The sequence below is a fragment of the Phaeodactylibacter xiamenensis genome, from assembly GCF_000759025.1.
GTDB lineage: Bacteria > Bacteroidota > Bacteroidia > Chitinophagales > Saprospiraceae > Phaeodactylibacter > Phaeodactylibacter xiamenensis.
Genome location: NZ_JPOS01000084.1, coordinates 261,012 through 277,374 on the forward strand (window position 1 = coordinate 261,012; position 16,363 = coordinate 277,374).

The following is a 16,363-nucleotide window of genomic DNA, read 5'->3' on the forward strand; positions in this document are numbered from 1 at the left end:
CCTTCTTTTCGTTTGATACTTCTCCGATAAGTAGTGTAGGGTCAATAAAAGACCCAGGTAGGGTGATTAACGAGTCCTTTCTCCGGCACCTTGTCACAGAAGCTCTATAATCATTGTTCTTATTTTCGATTACCTTTTTTAATTCATGACAGCAGCGAACAAATACAGCCAGCTCTTTCAGTTCCTTAAGGCGTTTTACCAACTGAGGGAAACCACGGTAACCAACTTTAAGGAGTCTCAAAAATATGAAGCCCTAAGCCTTGATCAGGCGATGGCTCTGCCAGGGCTAAAGTCAATGCTCTACGAAAAAAATAAATCTGCTGAAGAGCCCGTCGTTCTAAAGGTGCCCCGACCGGTGCCACCAAAACCTGTGGCTCGACCGGAAATCCCGGACGAAGCCCGGATATGGTTTGAAGGAGATCTTTTTGGAATAGAGGATGCCCCCGCAATTAAGGCCGCCATTCAGCTGGATGAAACGGAGAAACGCTTTGGGGACCTTACAGAGGAAGAAGAAGACCTTATCCTTGAAGTGGAAAAGCAATTGTCTGTATGGCGGCTGGAGGAACAGGAGTATCAGCGTCAGTATGAGGTCTTCAAAAAACACAAAAAAGTCTACGATAAACTTTTTAGCATTAACAATCGGATAGATTCCTTTTCAGAGCGCTTTGAATTCATTCTCGGGCTTGGACAATTTACCTGGCGCCGGGGTAGCACCATATACAACCGCTCTCTGCTTACGCTCCCTCTCGAATTGGAAATGACCGATAATGGGATGATTGAAGTTCGCGCTAAGGCAGAAAAAAACCTTTTGGGGCTGGAAACAGACTTCATTGCGGGTTTGGGGGGATTGGAAATCCATAGTGGTTCCCAGGCGATTATGCCCTTTATTGAACGGGAAGATTTTAGCCTCATGGACAAAATAACTTCTCTTCGCGGAGAGGGGCTTCAGTCGTTTGTTCACGCCATTTCAACGGATGCACAGTATCAGGATACAATGGCACCTATTGACAAAGCGCCCACTTACCCCCAGGTGCATTTTGCACCGCTGCTCTTCTTCAGAGAACGCAGCCTCAGAAATTTCACTGCCATATTTGAGACAATACTCGAACAGTTACAGGATGCCAATGAGGTGTCTTCTTTCGCTGAAAGCCAGCTACTTAATCTGGCTGTTTTTGAAAACAGAAGTTTTAACTCTGAAGGTGCGGGACATGCTATTCCTGAAGAAGTCATTTTGCCAAAGCCTTCCAATGAGGAACAAATTACGATTGCTGAAAAGATACAAAAGAAGCCTATTGTAGTGGTGCAAGGCCCGCCGGGTACGGGTAAGTCTTATACGATTGCCAATATTATCCCGTTTTTGCTCAGTCAGGGGAAGCGGGTATTGGTGACCGCTCAGACTGATCAGGCACTTCGGGCGCTCCGGCAACATTTGCCTGAGGAGTTTTGGGATCTTGTGATCTACTTCATTCAGGAGAGCAGCTCCCGGGCAAACGACCTTAAAAAGAGCGTCAAACAACTGCAGGAGACCATCAATGACTTTGACCTGGAGGCTGCTGAAGCCCAATTGAATGAACAGGAGTCAGAACTTGATCAGCTTAGACGTAGGCAGAGTCGGCTGATGGACGAAATCAAAGCTTCCATCAATGCGGATCAGCGGGAAGCGCACCTGAATAGCCATTACACCAATGATACACTTAATAATCTGCTCGAACAGTATCAGAGAGACAGTGAGAATTATGGATGGCTTAGGGATGAGGTTAAAGCCCCTGCTCCTGAATCCGCCGAAAAAACGGCTGTGCAGCTTTCGGAATGGCTATCTTCCATGAATCAGCTTCAACAGTTAACCGCTCCGCCCACTGGGTTTCCGGAAGTAGACCTCAGCCGCTTGTTGCTGCCGGATGCCTTTAAGAGTTATGTCAAGACACTTCAAAACTACAACAACGAAATCAGGCGCTATCCATTCATTGAAGAATTGGCTGTATCTGCTGAAGCATTGGCTCCCATTGTCCATTCCTACCGCAGTTTGGATACCGCTATCTCCAAACCTGCACCTTGGTTAGAAAAGGTGCGTAACGAGTGTGAACGGGGCCAAACAGAGCATTGGCGGAAAGTATCGCAGGAGATAAATAATTTGCTCAGCGAGGTCCGCACGGAAAAGATAGAAGAAATCGCCCGGAACAAACAAATAGCCTTGCCAAATGGCGTGCCATTTGCACAGCTTCGGTCGGATGCTAAAGTGGTTTTGGAATATGTTCAGGGCGGTGGGAAGCTAAAAGGTTTTCTAAAGGCCCTGACCTTGCCCAAAGAGATTAAACAACGGCAATACATTTTTGAGGAATGCCGGATTAATGGTCATCCATGCTTGGAAGCTGACCAACTGGAAACCCTCTATCATTTTGCTGTTGCCGAGCATATCTTGGAAACGCTCGACAACATCTGGGGGCAGCAGATCTCGAATTCAGACTACTTATCCTTCCGCCTGAATGAACATACTGAAGCTGGCAGGCGACTGTCGGAATTTCTTAAGCTCTTCCCCGATTTCCAGCAGAAGGAAAAACAGCTTAAAGAAATATTTTCCGGTACAGGCATACAGTTTGGACTGGAGAGCACGGGCATGGAGCTGGAGATTGTACTCCGATTGCTGGAACTCAAAAAACAGTTTAAGCAGCAGGAGGTCAAGGTAACTGATATGGCTGTTTACCTGGATAGCCTGGGAGCCTTCGATCTGATTCAGGGATTGAGCAATAGTATTGCCCAACTCAACTGGGCGGTATATGAAAGCCAGTATCAGGCACTGGAGACAATAATTAGCTACCAAGAGTTGGCATCCAATTGCCGGTTGCGGGAAGAAGCCCTTTGTATTCATTTTCCGGAAACCATCAACAGGTTTAAGCAGGAAGCGCGTTTCCCTGAACTTTCGGAGCCCGATATCATTCGCGCTATTTACTGGTCTCATGCCGGCTATAAACTGGCTCAGGCCTTTGGGGATTCCGTGAATGACCGCCTGAAGACCCTTGGCCGTCTTGTGGAAGACATTCAGGACTGTACCTTGCGGTTGCTCAAGACAAGAGCAAGTATCGCTTTCGTTAAACGTACCGGCAACGTAGATGCGCTTAACAGCAACCTGATTCGGTGGATGCAAGCCGTGGAAAAGTCGAGAGGCATGGGCAAGATGGTCTTCCAATACAAACGCGAAGCTCAGGCTAAACTGCAAACCATTAGCGAATACATCCCCTGCTGGATTTTACCGATGTATCGTCTGGCAGCTACCCTGACTCCTTCGCCAGATAGCTTTGATGTGGTGATTATTGATGAGGCAAGTCAGTTGGGGCCAGAGGCTTTATTCCTGATGTATATTGGAAAGAAGGTAATCGTAGTTGGGGATGATCAGCAAATCGCACCTGAAGGAGCCGGTATTTCCATTGATAAACAGAACGACCTGATTCGGCAGTTCCTGACTGGCATTCCCAATAATCAGTTTTTCTCTACCAAGTTCAGCTTTTTCGATCATGCCTATGCGATGTCGGGCAGTAAAGACGGGCTGAAAGAGCACTTCCGATGCATGCCTGAAATCATTGAGTTCTCCAATCAGCTATGCTACCGGGACCAGGGCACAGAGTTAATCCCGCTCAAACAGTTTGGAGGAGACCGCCTGGAACCATTGGTTGCCCGTTTTGTACCAGGAGGCTACCGAAAAGGTAAGGTCAACCGGCCGGAAGCGGAAGCCATTGTCCGGGAAATTAGCCGGCTGATTGAAGACCCCAGATACAAAGGGAAAACCATAGGTGTTATTTCATTGCTTGGGACCCATCAGCATGTTTTGATTGATGACCTGCTGCGGCAAAGCATCCCCACGGAGGAGATCATTGCCCGTCGCATCATATCCGGCAGGCCGGCAGATTTCCAGGGCGATGAGCGCGATGTGATCTTTTTATCCTTGGTTACCGCCAATAATAAGATCGGCAATGCCCAGACCAGAGATACCGATAAACGGCGTTTTAATGTGGCGATGAGCCGGGCGCGGGAACAGGTCTTTCTTTTCCATTCCGTACGATTGGATGACTTGAAAAACCCTAATGACCTGAGGGCAAAACTGCTGCACTACTTCAAGCACTTCCGGATTGAACCGTTAGAGGAGGCATCCCTAATTGAAATAGATAAGAAACAAGACCCGCCGAAACCCTTCGACAGCTGGTTTGAGGTAGAGGTACATAATGAAATTGTACAACGGGGGTACTTCGTGAAGCCTCAATACAGAGTTGGGCCCTATTCTATCGATTTGGTGGTTGAATTGCCCAATGGTGTGAAGGTAGCCGTCGAGTGCGATGGCGACCGTTTCCATGGGAATGACGTATTAGAAGCTGATATGAAGCGCGAGTTGCTTCTTCGCCGCGTGACTCAGTTTGAGTTTTTCCGGGTCCGTTACTCTTATTACCGTTTTGATCCGGAAGATGCACTGCGTGGGCTTTGGGAAATTCTGGAAAAGAGAAGTCAGCTCCGGGCCGCCACAGCACCGGTGCCCGCTCAGGAGTCTCAGCCAGTTAATGGAGTTCCTCAATATGAAACCTCACCGCAAATTGAGACTATCCCTGAACCTGTAGCTACAGCTTACAGTGATGCTTCCTCTACCTCCACTCAGCAGGTGCTGGTATTCACCAATCAAGCTCAGGTCTACCTGCAGGAAGTGCCAGGGGGTGTAGATATAGACACAGTAAGCATTGAGGAATTGCTGAACGGTACAGAAGAAGAAATCTATCGGTTATCTACCCTGGATTTCCGGGGCTTCCTGATTTTCGGTTACCGCAACGGAAAAGTGGACAAGGTCAGCCTTTCGGCTTACCAAAAGAGACGGAGGGTACTGAAAAACGCTTACCATACCGAACAGCAACTCTTATTCATTCGCCACTTTATCCAGACAACTGATCTTGCCGGCATCACGCAGGAAGCCAAAGTGGTGGTTTTCTCCACGGATATCGTCAGTGAGCATAGCAGCCGGGGCAATCAGGGTAATCAGGTTTTTGTAAAGGGAAGTATCGTCAGGGAGTATAAAGTTTTAGAAGATACCGGGCTAAACAATCCAGAATACTATCGAAGGAATACTACCAACTCCAGAGGGTATTACCTGAAGAGTGAAGAGGTATTTTAATTTCTTGCATTAAGGCTGACAAAACAATCTGAGGTTGCTTCTCGATTATAATTAACAACCGCATCATTATCACAATTAATGCGTATCAACTTAAGACCAAACATAAACCAAAATACATGAACACAGCTGTCCACAACCGCCTCGTCTCCTTCATCTGGTCCATAGCCGATGACTGCCTGCGCGATGTATACGTACGAGGCAAATACCGCGATGTTATCCTGCCGATGGTCGTACTCCGTCGCCTTGACGCTTTGCTGGAGCCCACCCATGACGCCGTCATGGAGGAAGCCCAATTCCAAAAGGAAGAAATGGGGCTGACCGAATGGGATGGCCCTGCGCTGCGGCAGGCAAGCGGCTTTGTTTTCTACAATACCAGCAAGTGGACGATGCAAAAGCTGTACGATAGAGCCGGTAACAGCCAACAGCTGCTGATGGCTAATTTTGAGGAGTACCTCTTGGGATTCAGCCCGAATGTGCAGGAGATCATCAACAATTTCAAGCTGATGAGTCAGGCGAAGCACATGGCCTCCAAAGATGTACTCCTTGCTGTACTGGAGAAATTCACCTCGCCCTACATCAACCTGACTACGGAGGAGCGCGAAGATCCCGAGGGCCGTAAACTGCCGCCCCTGACCAACCTCGGTATGGGCTATGTCTTTGAGGAACTGATCCGGCGATTCAATGAAGAAAACAACGAGGAAGCCGGGGAGCACTTCACCCCCCGTGAGGTTATCGACCTGATGACGCACATCATTTTTGAACCCATCAAGGAGAATCTGCCGCCGGTGATGACCATCTACGACCCGGCCTGTGGATCGGGCGGGATGCTGACGGAATCGCAGAACTTTATCAAAGATGAGGAAGGCGAAATCCGGGCGATTGGGGATGTGTACCTGTACGGTAAGGAAATCAACGACGAGACTTACGCCATCTGTAAGTCGGATATGATGATCAAGGGCAATAACCCGGAAAATATCCGCCTGGGCTCTACGCTCTCCACGGATGAATTTGCTGGTAAGTCTTTCGACTTTATGCTGTCCAATCCGCCTTACGGCAAAAGCTGGAGCACAGAGCTGAAAAACATCAAGGACAAAAAAGACGTCATCGATCCCCGCTTTATCGTGCCGCTCACAGACTACTGGGGGCAAGCAGAAGAAGTGGATGCCACGCCCCGTTCTTCGGATGGGCAGCTGCTGTTCCTAATGGAGATGGTGAATAAGATGAAGCCGGTTTCCCAAAGCCCGAATGGCTCGCGGGTGGCTTCGGTACACAACGGTTCCAGCCTGTTTACTGGTGATGCAGGCGGGGGCGAAAGCAACATCCGGCGCTACATCATCGAAAACGACTGGCTCGATACCATCATACAGCTACCGAACAACCTGTTTTACAATACCGGCATTACCACCTACATCTGGCTCCTCAGCAACAATAAGCCGCAGGAGCGCAAGGGCAAAGTGCTGCTGATCGATGCCTCACAGCGCTATAGCAAACTGCGCAAAAACCTGGGCGCGAAGAACTGCGAGCTGACCCGCGACCACATCCGGGAAATTCTGGATGCCTACCACGCTTTCCAGCCGGTAACCCGCGAATCGGAAGACGGACTGGCCGCACAGGTATTCGATAATGCCGACTTCGGCTACTACAAAGTGACTATAGAGCGCCCACAGCGCCTCGCCGCCCAATTCAGCCCAGAACGGGTGGCTACCCTGCGCTTCGACAAGCAGCTGCAGGAACCTATGGAATGGGCCTGGGACACCTATGGCGAACGGGTATATACCGAGCTCAAGAGCCTGGAGAAGCCCATCCTGCAATGGTGTGAGGACAACGAGCTCAACCTCAACCGCAAGAAGCGGGAGAAGCTGGTGAGCAAGCAAATGTGGCAGAAAAACCTGGAACTGCACGAAATCGCCACCGCCCTGATGGAAGCAATCGGTCAGGAAGAGCACCGCGACTTCAATGCTTTCCAGAAAATGGTCGACAAAGCCTTAAAAGAGCTACCCTATGGTAAGCTTTCCGCCTCGGAGAAAAAAGCCATCTTCAATGCCATCACCTGGTACGATGAGGAGGCTGAGAAGGTGGTCAAAAAGACGCAGAAACTCAAAGACGACAAGCTGCAGGAATTACTGCAACACCTGGGCTGCACCGAAGCGGAGCTGCCCGACTACGGCTACTATCCCACCGGCAAGCCCGGGCAGTACACGATATACGAAACCGAAAGCAGCCTGCGGGATTACGAAAATGTGCCCCTAAAAGAGGACATCCACGACTACTTCTGCCGGGAGGTAAAGCCTCATGTACCCGAAGCCTGGATAGAACTGGACAAAACCAAGATCGGTTACGAGATCAGCTTCAATAAGTACTTCTATCAGCATAAGCCCCTGCGGTCGCTGGAGGCGGTGAGTGCTGAGATACTGGAGCTGGAGAAAGAGAATGAGGGATTGATTATGGATATACTCGGTCTCAAAACAGAAGCACTATGAAAGGCTATATGTACATCCTGAAATGCGCTGATGGCAGCTACTATACCGGCAGTACTAAAGACCTGGAACGCCGCCTGCAGCAGCACCAAAACGGGGAAGGTGCCAACCATACCAAAAAGCGCCTGCCCGTGGAGCTCATATACTTTGAAGTCTTTGACCGTATCGACAAAGCCTTCTACCGGGAGAAACAGATTCAGGGCTGGAGCCGTAAAAAGAAGGAGGCATTGATGCGGGCGGATTTTGATGCTTTGCATGAATTGGCTAAGTGTAGGAATGAAAGTGCTGGCTTCGGCTCCGCTCAGCCAGCGGGAGAAGACGACGAAAATGCTGGCTTCGGCTTCGCTCAGCCAGCGGATAGTAATGACATTACTGCTGCCTGAGCGGAGCCGAAGGCAGCTTTGAAAACAAACAACCATGACCAAAACCATAACATACCCAAAATACCCCGCTTACAAGGACTCCTGTGTTGAGTGGTTGGGAGAGATTCCGGAAGGGTGGGAGTTAGCTAGATTTCGAAATATTTTCAGGTTCAGCAAAGGGTTGAATATAACTAAGCAAGACCTTGAGGACACTGGTATACCCTGCATCAATTATGGGGAAATACATTCTAAATACGGGTTCGAAGTTGACCCTTCTAGACATTTATTAAAATGCGTTAGCAATAAGTACATTGAGACATCAAGTAAATCTATCATCCAGTATGGTGACTTCATTTTCGCTGATACATCTGAAGATATCGAAGGGTCAGGAAATTTTACTTATTTAAATTGCGATCAAATAGCATTCGCTGGCTACCATACAATAATTGCTAGATTAAAAAAATCAGATACTAATACCAGATTTGTAGCTTATGTCATTGATTCTCTTTCTTTTCGTACTCAAATAAGGCAAGCCGTCAAAGGAGTCAAAGTCTATAGTATTACGAATAGCATTTTAAAGAACACGGTATTATGGTTCCCTCCCCTCCCCGAACAAACCGTCATCGCCAACTTCCTGGATGACAAATGCGCCAAAATAGACCGCGCCATCGCGCAGAAGGAAAAGCTCATCGCCCTGCTCAAAGAGCGCAAGCAGATTGTGATTCAGAATGCGGTGACGGGCAAGACGGTCTGGAGTGAGGAGGCGCAGGCTTTTGTGCCGGTGGCTGAGAGCGGTGTGGAAGTGAAGGACTCGGGGGTGGAGTGGATTGGGGAGATTCCGGTGGGTTGGGAGGTGAAGCGTGTAAAAAACCTCTTTAAGCTTATAGTAGACCCTGCCCCTTTAAATAATGACATGGAATTATTGTCCATTTATACCAATATTGGCGTTCGTCCAAGAAAAGACCTAGAACAAAAGGGAAATAGAGCTTCTACCACAGATGGGTATTGGAAAGTTGAAGAAGGAGATTTTATTGTAAATAAGCTGTTAGCATGGATGGGAGCAATAGGGCTTTCAGAATATAAGGGTGTTACTAGTCCTGCGTACGACATATTAAGGCCTATAACTGATTTGGATGGTCATTTTTTTCATTTGTTGTTCCGGACGAAAATATGCTCATTAGAATTGAAGAAACATTCAAGAGGAATAATGGAAATGCGTTTAAGATTGTATTTTGATAGGTTTGGAAGTATTAAAGTAGCTGTCCCTGCTCTTGAAGAGCAAAAAAGAATTGTAAAGCAGGTTTTTACTGAATCAAAAAAAATCGACCAAGCCATCACCCTCCAACAAACCCAAATTGACAAGCTCAGGGAGTACAAGGCTACGCTGATTGATAGTGCGGTGCGGGCGAAGATAAAGGTGAGTTAATGGAAATCCGTATCTTTAAAAAAAGAGGCCATGATTGATCAGAAGCAACTGTACGAGATGATCCAAAGCCCGGAGGAAAGCTGGCGCCTGGAGAAGACCGTGAGCCAAACCGACAGCAAGAAGTTTGGTGAGGCCATTTGTGCGTTTGCCAATGATCTGCCCGGGGAGGATCAGCCGGGCTACCTGCTGATTGGCGTCAGCCCCGACAATACCGTGGCGGGCTTGAAACTGGACGAAAGTATCGAGCAGCGGCTGCTTGATTTCTCCAAAGATGGGCGCATTATTCCGGCACCCACCATTCTTACCAAGATATTTCACCTGCTCGGGGGAGACGTCTGTGTAGCGGAAGTCATGCCTTCTTCCCTGCCCCCCGTCCGGTTTAATGGCAAAATCTGCGTGCGAAAGGGGCCACGTAAAGATTACGCTACGGAGCAGGAGGAAAAGATCCTCATTGAGAAGCGCAACCAAAAGGGCGCAACCTACGATGTGCAGCCCTGCATTGGGAGTACCCTGCAGGATTTAGATACCAATGGTTTTTTGCTGGGTTACCTGCCATTGGCGATTGATGCAGATACCTTAGCTGCCAATAACCGGAGTATTCAGTTGCAGCTGGGGTCGCTGCAGTTTTACAGCCCCCGGTATGATGCCCCCACTCACGCCGGTATTTTGATGTTTGGCAAAAATCCCCGTTTCTTTATTCCGGGTGCTTCTATTCAGTATGTTCGGTTTGACGGAACGGAACTGTATGATGATGACGTTGCAGAGAAGACGTTTGAAGGGGATTTTTTAACCCAGTTTGGCCAGCTGAAGTCCTTTATCAACAACAACATAGTCAGCAGCCACCTGCCCGAGCTTGGGGTAGCCTACGAATACAATTACCCCGCTAAGGCTTTGGAGGAGTTGGTTTTCAATGCGTTGATACACAACGATTACACGGTCAACGCACCGATAAAAATATACCAGTTTACGAACCGGATAGAGATCACCAACAATGGAGGGCTATACGGTAACGCCCGGAACGACTTTCCCAACAATAATGACTACCGGAATCCGGTACTGTCTGGTGCAGCCAAGATATTAGGATTTGTAAACCGGTTTGGAGTGGGTATACAGCGGGCAAAGAAAGCATTGGAGCAAAACGGCAATCCGGAACCGGAATTCATTACCGATCAAACGGGCAGGTTTGCTGTGAAAATATTTTCAAAATGAGGACCATTACTTTTTTCAACAATAAAGGGGGCGTAGGCAAGACGTCGTTGCTGTACCACACGGCTCATATGTTTGCGGAACTAGGCAAAAGAGTGCTGGCCGTAGATTTAGACCCGCAGACCAATCTTTCGCAAATCTTCCTGGAGGAGGGGCGCTTCATTGCCATAGTTGAGGAAGAGAAGACCATCAAAAACGCACTCCGGCGCATTGAGAAAAAACAGGGAGACATACTGGAAGCTTACATTGAGCCCATTAATGACCGTTTGTATTTGCTGCCTGGTGATTTAAGCCTCTCGCTTATTGAAGACCAACTGAGTAAAGAGTGGTACGAATGCCTCACCGGAGAGTGGTACCCTTTTGCGCTGCAATCTGCGTTTTACAGGATCATCAAAGATGCGGCAGCACGATACGCTATAGACTATGTATTCATCGATGTGGGGCCCAATTTTGGTGCCATTAACCGGGCCTCTCTGATTTCTTCTGACTACCTGATTGTGCCCAGCACAGCCGATTTGTTCTCCCTCAGAGGATTGTCTAACATAGGCGAGCGGATAGAAAGCTGGGTGAAGGAATGGAAGAAACGGCTCGGAGAACGAAAAGAAGATACCATGAGCCTTGACTTACCCGGCGAAAAAATTCAACCCCTCGGCTATGTATTGATGCAACACGGTGTAAAAGCGAATAAACCTGTGAAAGCCTATAAAAAGTTTGCGGACCGTATACCAGAGGTTTTTAGAAGCTCCTTCAAATTATCCACTTCCTCCCAGCAACTGTCTTTTGACAATGACCCTTATTGCCTAGCCCTGGTCAAGCACTATAATAGCTTGATGCCCATGGCGATGGAAGCCAGGAAACCTATATTCGCATTAAAACCTGCCGATGGTGCCATTGGAGCACACTACCATGCCGTAAAAATGGTTTATGAAGATTTTGAACGACTTTCCAGAAAGATAATGGAGCGGATCGAGCAAAGCGTATCTGCCAAAACAGCAGAGAGCAATGCCTAGCCAAACCAACGAACAAGCCCTTGAATCCGCCATAGAGCAGGCCCTGACTGGCATCAGTCAGGAGGAGATGAAGGAACGCGGCATGACCGTGGAAGAAGTCGCTGTACCCTACGGTGGCAATGGCTTCCGGATTGGCTGGCCCAATGACTTCAATGCCGAATATGCTATTGATGAGACCCGGTTCTGGCATTTCCTGGAGACCACGCAGCCCGAAGAACTGGAAAAACTACAACGCTCGCCAGACTGGAAGCTGAAAATCCTGCAGCGCTTCGACCGCATGGTGAAAAAGTACGGGCTGTTGCGCCTGCTGCGCCGTGGGCTTGATGTGGAGGATGCTCACTTTACGCTATTCTATGAGCTGCCGCTCGCCAGCAGCGGGCAAGCCGTCAGGGAACGCTTTGAGCAGAATGAATTCAGTGTGATGCGGCAGGTGCGCTACAATCTGGAAAACCCAAGGCAGGAAATCGACATGGTGATTTTCCTGAACGGGCTGCCGCTCGCCACCCTGGAACTGAAGAACCCCTGGACCGGACAGCGGGCGCGGATACAGGGGATTAAACAGTACCAGGAAGACCGGGACAACCGGCAACCGCTGCTGCAATTCGGGCGCTGTATCGTCCATTTCGCCGTCGATACGGATGAAGCCTACATGACAACTAAGCTTGACGGCAAAAAGACGTTTTTCCTCCCTTTCAATAAAGGGCACAACAACGGTGCAGGCAACCCACCCAATCCGGGCGGGCACAAAACCGCCTATCTATGGCGGGAAGTCTTCACGCGGCAAAGCCTAGCCAATATCCTGCAGCACTTTGTCCGCTTTGACGGTAAAGCTAAAGACCCGCTGAGCAAGCGTACGCTGTTTTTCCCACGCTACCATCAGATGGACGTGGTACGCCAAATCCTGGCGCATGCCGCTCGCCACGGTGTGGGGCAGCGCTACCTCATTCAGCATTCCGCAGGCTCCGGGAAGTCCAATTCCATTACCTGGGCCGCCTATCAGCTAATCGATACCTATCCGGAACGGGAAGGGTTGCCGGGGGCGCGAGGGTTGGAAACCCCGCTCTTTGATTCCGTCATTGTGGTAACCGACCGCCGCCTGCTCGATAAGCAGCTGCGCGACAACATCAAGGAATTCTCGGTGGTTAAAAATATCGTAGCCCCTGCAAATAGCGCCCGGGAACTGCGCGACAATTTGGAGCAGGGCAAGCGTATCATCATTACGACCATTCAAAAATTCCCGTTTATCATCAATGGCATACAGGATCTGAGCGACAAACGCTTCGCCGTAGTCATTGACGAAGCCCACAGCTCGCAGTCAGGCACCACGGCCGGAAAGATGAACATGGCGATGACCGGAGGTGCAGACCCTGATCTGGAAGATACACAGGATAAAATCCTGCAGGCTATAAAGGGCCGAAAGATGAGCCCCAATGCTTCCTACCTGGCCTTTACTGCAACGCCAAAAAATGCCACGCTGGAACGCTTCGGGATACGGCAGGAAAACGGCTCTTTCCGCCCTTTCCACCTCTACAGCATGAAGCAGGCCATTCAGGAAGGCTTCATTCTTGATGTACTGGTCAACTACACTACCTACAAGAGCTACTACGAGCTGGAAAAGTCGATAGAGGAAAATCCCGAGTTTGAGACCACCAAGGCACAGAAAAAACTGCGAGCCTACGTGGAGCGGGACAAAAGGACGATAGCGACCAAGGCAGAAATCATGATGGACCACTTCATCGACAAAGTGTTCCGCACCCGCAAGCTGAAAGGCAAGGCCAAGGGCATGGTCATCACCCAAAATATTGAGTCTGCTATCCGCTACTTCCAGGCTATCCGGGAGATCCTGGACAAAAAGGGCAACCCATTCAAAGCTGCTATTGCCTTTTCCGGCAAGAAGAAAGTAGATGGAGTAGAGCACACCGAGGCCTCCATGAATGGGTTCCCCGACAAGGATACCAAGGACAAGTTTGACGAAGACGACTACCGCATTCTGGTCGTGGCCAATAAATACCTGACCGGATTCGATCAGCCCAAGCTCTGCACCATGTACGTCGATAAGAAATTGCAGGGTGTACTGGCTGTGCAGGCCCTCTCCCGCCTAAACCGGTCAGCGAATAAGTATGGTAAAAAATCAGAAGACCTTTTTGTGCTGGATTTCTTTAACGACGTAGAGGACATCAAAAAGGCCTTTGACCCTTACTATACCATTACTTCTTTGGAGCAGGCTACCGACGTCAACGTACTGCACGAAATCAAGGGGGCTTTGGACGAAGTGGGCGTGTACGAATGGGCAGAAGTGGAATCCTTCACAGAGCAGTATTTCAATAATGTACAAGCAGAAGACCTCAGCCCGCTAATTGACCGGGCTGCTGACCGCTTCAACGAAGATCTGGAGTTGGAAGACGATGAGAAGGCCGACTTCAAAATCAAAGCCAAGCAATTTGTCAAAATTTACAGTCAGGTATCTTCCATCATCCCCTACGAGCGCCTCGATTGGGAGCAGCTGTTCTGGTTTCTTAAATTCCTCATTCCCAAACTACTGGTCCGCACGAAATCTGACGATGCCATCGACGAGCTCCTCGAATCCGTAGACCTGTCCACCTACGGCTTGGAGCGCACCCGCCTCAACCACACGATAGGGCTTGACGATTCCGAAACCGAACTCGACCCACAAAACCCTAACCCACGCGGTGCCCATGGAAAAGAAGAAGAAAAAGACCCCCTGGATGAAATCATCCGCGCCTTCAACGACCGCTTCTACACCGGTTGGGAAGAAACACCGGAGGAAGCACGGGTAAAGTTCGTAGCTCTTGTAAAGAATGTCCGCAACCACCCCGACTTCGAGTCCAAAGTCGCCAATAATGCCGACACTCAAAACAGCGATCTCGCCCTAAAGAAAATCCTGGACGACCTGATGCTCAAACGCCGGAAAGCCAACCTGGAAGAGTATAAGCGCTACCGGCAGGATGAGGCGTACTATCAGGGGATGTTTGACTTGGTGAAGCGGCTGGTGGCGCGGGTGTAAACTTACTTTTAAGCATGGCTCTTGATTAGCCAGAAAATGTTAAAATGCTGAAAAGTTTAGTAAAAACTAAACATTATGTCTACTTTTACCGTTGAAGAAATAACAGGATTGCCACCCTCACCGGTAGAGCCTTTTTACAAACTCATTGTAGATGGTAAGTGTCATTTTGATGAGTTTTGGGAAAAAATGGAAAAGTCAGGCAATCAAAAAAAGATGTTAGACAAAATACAAACTATCATCAGTTTGAAAAGCCAAGGGACAAGATTGCCTTCCAGCCAGTTTCAAGAGTTAAAAAACCGAGGAAAGGATGATCCTTACCCTGACTATGAAATTCGAGCTAAACAATTGCGCCTTTATTTATTTGATGATTCCGACTCAGGCAAAATAATCGTCCTTGGGGAAGTAAAGAAAGGTTGGAAAACCCAATCTAAATCAATAAAGAAGATGCGTGAACTAAAGCTAGCCTATTTTAAACAAAGATAAATCACCAGCGAATCGATTCTAAATCATTTTAGAAGGGCTTGTCACCAAAAGCGTTAAAGGCTATATAGTGATTTATCCTAGTCGTACTGGCACTGTTAAAATCTCAACTCAAGAGCAAGATGAAAAGCTACAAAGAACTACTCAAGACCGAAACTTATTGGTTAACCAAAATCCAAAATGACTTATTTAATGCTGTAGAAGAGTACTTGGAAACCAATAAAATGACTCGCACACAATTCGCTAAGCAATTGGGTGTGAGTAAAGGTTATATTTCACAGGTTCTGAATGGGGAGTTTAATCATCGTTTGGCGAAGCTTATTGAAATTGCGCTTGCTATAGGTAAAGCTCCTGTATTGGATTTCGAAGACCTCAACAGCTTGGCGGATAAAGAAAGTAAAGGAATGATACGCCGTAGTTCCAGCTATGTGCCAAGGGCTCCATTTTCAGTTACCTACAATCATAAAACCGCAAATACTCCAGAGCCTCTTGAAAAAAAGAGCAAGCGTCAACCTTTGCCTGATGCCTCTTCATCAGGGAAGGAAGGCAGTTGGGAAATGAAAAGACCAATATTTTACAATGAAGCCTTACTTGAATCTGAATCATAGTAATCCATTTTATGGCTAAGAGAAATACACAAAACGTAAAATATCGTATTTGCGATATTAAGGAACTAGAAGTATATATCCCCTTCTTACCCGAAGAGCTAAAAAAAGACTTTGAAGAAAGTAAAATTGACTATGGTTTTACTTTCGATTACTTTTGGAATCTATCTGAAGACTCTTTCTCAGTTGCCATTGAAGTAATCTACGTATATGATAAAGATGGTTTGAATAAAGAAATTCTTCGATATATTGGAGAGGTAGAATATAACATTCAAGACCTAGGCAAATTTATTGATACTAAAAGGAAGATCGTTAAATTTACGGAGGAAGTCCTAGCAATCTTAACAGGAATAGCTATTAGCACTGTTCGTGGTATGATCGCAACTCGAACCTTTGGAAAATTTCAATCTAATTTTCATGTACCCATATTGAGCCCAATCCGGATTGTAAAAGACTACCTGGATCAAGGACAAACCTGAGCATATTGACATTGTTTCTCCAAGTTTATGTTTAGATGTAATAGCCCCTGATATTGTCGCTCTTCGAGACGACTCTCAATGAGCCTGCCCCCTTTAGCTGCTGATAAGGAAAACCTTTTAAGGCTCTTTCTAACCCGCTGGCGTCAA

General features: G+C 48.0%; 10 protein-coding genes. All 10 read left to right on the forward strand.

Features of this window, described 5'->3' with window-relative positions; genetic code table 11:
- Window positions 1-145: 145 nt before the first annotated feature.
- The 10 genes from IX84_RS25685 (at window position 146) to IX84_RS25730 (ending at window position 16,216) form a co-directional block, all read left to right on the forward strand.
- Window positions 146-5,146, forward strand: coding sequence for an AAA domain-containing protein (locus IX84_RS25685; RefSeq protein ID WP_044227795.1), 5,001 nt, complete (start codon window positions 146-148; stop codon window positions 5,144-5,146).
- 116 nt (window positions 5,147-5,262) lie between these two features.
- A complete protein-coding gene (locus tag IX84_RS25690) occupies window positions 5,263-7,626 on the forward strand; it encodes a type I restriction-modification system subunit M (protein WP_044227797.1) in 2,364 nt (787 codons plus the stop codon).
- Window positions 7,623-8,006, forward strand: coding sequence for a GIY-YIG nuclease family protein (locus IX84_RS25695; protein ID WP_081968944.1), 384 nt, complete (start codon window positions 7,623-7,625; stop codon window positions 8,004-8,006). Before IX84_RS25690 ends, IX84_RS25695 begins: the two co-directional genes overlap by 4 nt.
- Before the next feature lie 34 nt (window positions 8,007-8,040).
- The gene (locus tag IX84_RS25700) at window positions 8,041-9,411 is read left to right on the forward strand and encodes a restriction endonuclease subunit S (RefSeq protein WP_044227799.1); all 1,371 of its coding nucleotides are present in this window, start codon (window positions 8,041-8,043) and stop codon (window positions 9,409-9,411) included.
- Between the two features lie 30 nt (window positions 9,412-9,441).
- On the forward strand, window positions 9,442-10,620 hold the full coding sequence (locus IX84_RS25705; RefSeq protein ID WP_044227802.1) for an ATP-binding protein: 1,179 nt from the start codon (window positions 9,442-9,444) through the stop codon (window positions 10,618-10,620).
- Window positions 10,617-11,627 (forward strand): ParA family protein, encoded by a 1,011-nt coding sequence (locus IX84_RS25710; protein ID WP_044227804.1) that lies wholly within the window; start codon window positions 10,617-10,619, stop codon window positions 11,625-11,627. The genes IX84_RS25705 and IX84_RS25710 overlap by 4 nt, the downstream gene beginning before the upstream one ends.
- Window positions 11,620-14,652, forward strand: coding sequence for a type I restriction endonuclease subunit R (locus IX84_RS25715; protein WP_044227807.1), 3,033 nt, complete (start codon window positions 11,620-11,622; stop codon window positions 14,650-14,652). Before IX84_RS25710 ends, IX84_RS25715 begins: the two co-directional genes overlap by 8 nt.
- Before the next feature lie 75 nt (window positions 14,653-14,727).
- The gene (locus IX84_RS25720) at window positions 14,728-15,135 is read left to right on the forward strand and encodes a hypothetical protein (RefSeq protein WP_044227812.1); all 408 of its coding nucleotides are present in this window, start codon (window positions 14,728-14,730) and stop codon (window positions 15,133-15,135) included.
- 119 nt (window positions 15,136-15,254) lie between these two features.
- Complete coding sequence (locus IX84_RS31535) at window positions 15,255-15,740, forward strand: helix-turn-helix domain-containing protein (RefSeq protein ID WP_052516405.1); 486 nt, start codon at window positions 15,255-15,257, stop codon at window positions 15,738-15,740.
- An 11-nt stretch (window positions 15,741-15,751) separates the two neighbouring features.
- The gene (locus tag IX84_RS25730; RefSeq protein ID WP_044227815.1) at window positions 15,752-16,216 is read left to right on the forward strand and encodes a hypothetical protein; all 465 of its coding nucleotides are present in this window, start codon (window positions 15,752-15,754) and stop codon (window positions 16,214-16,216) included.
- Window positions 16,217-16,363 lie beyond the last annotated feature (147 nt).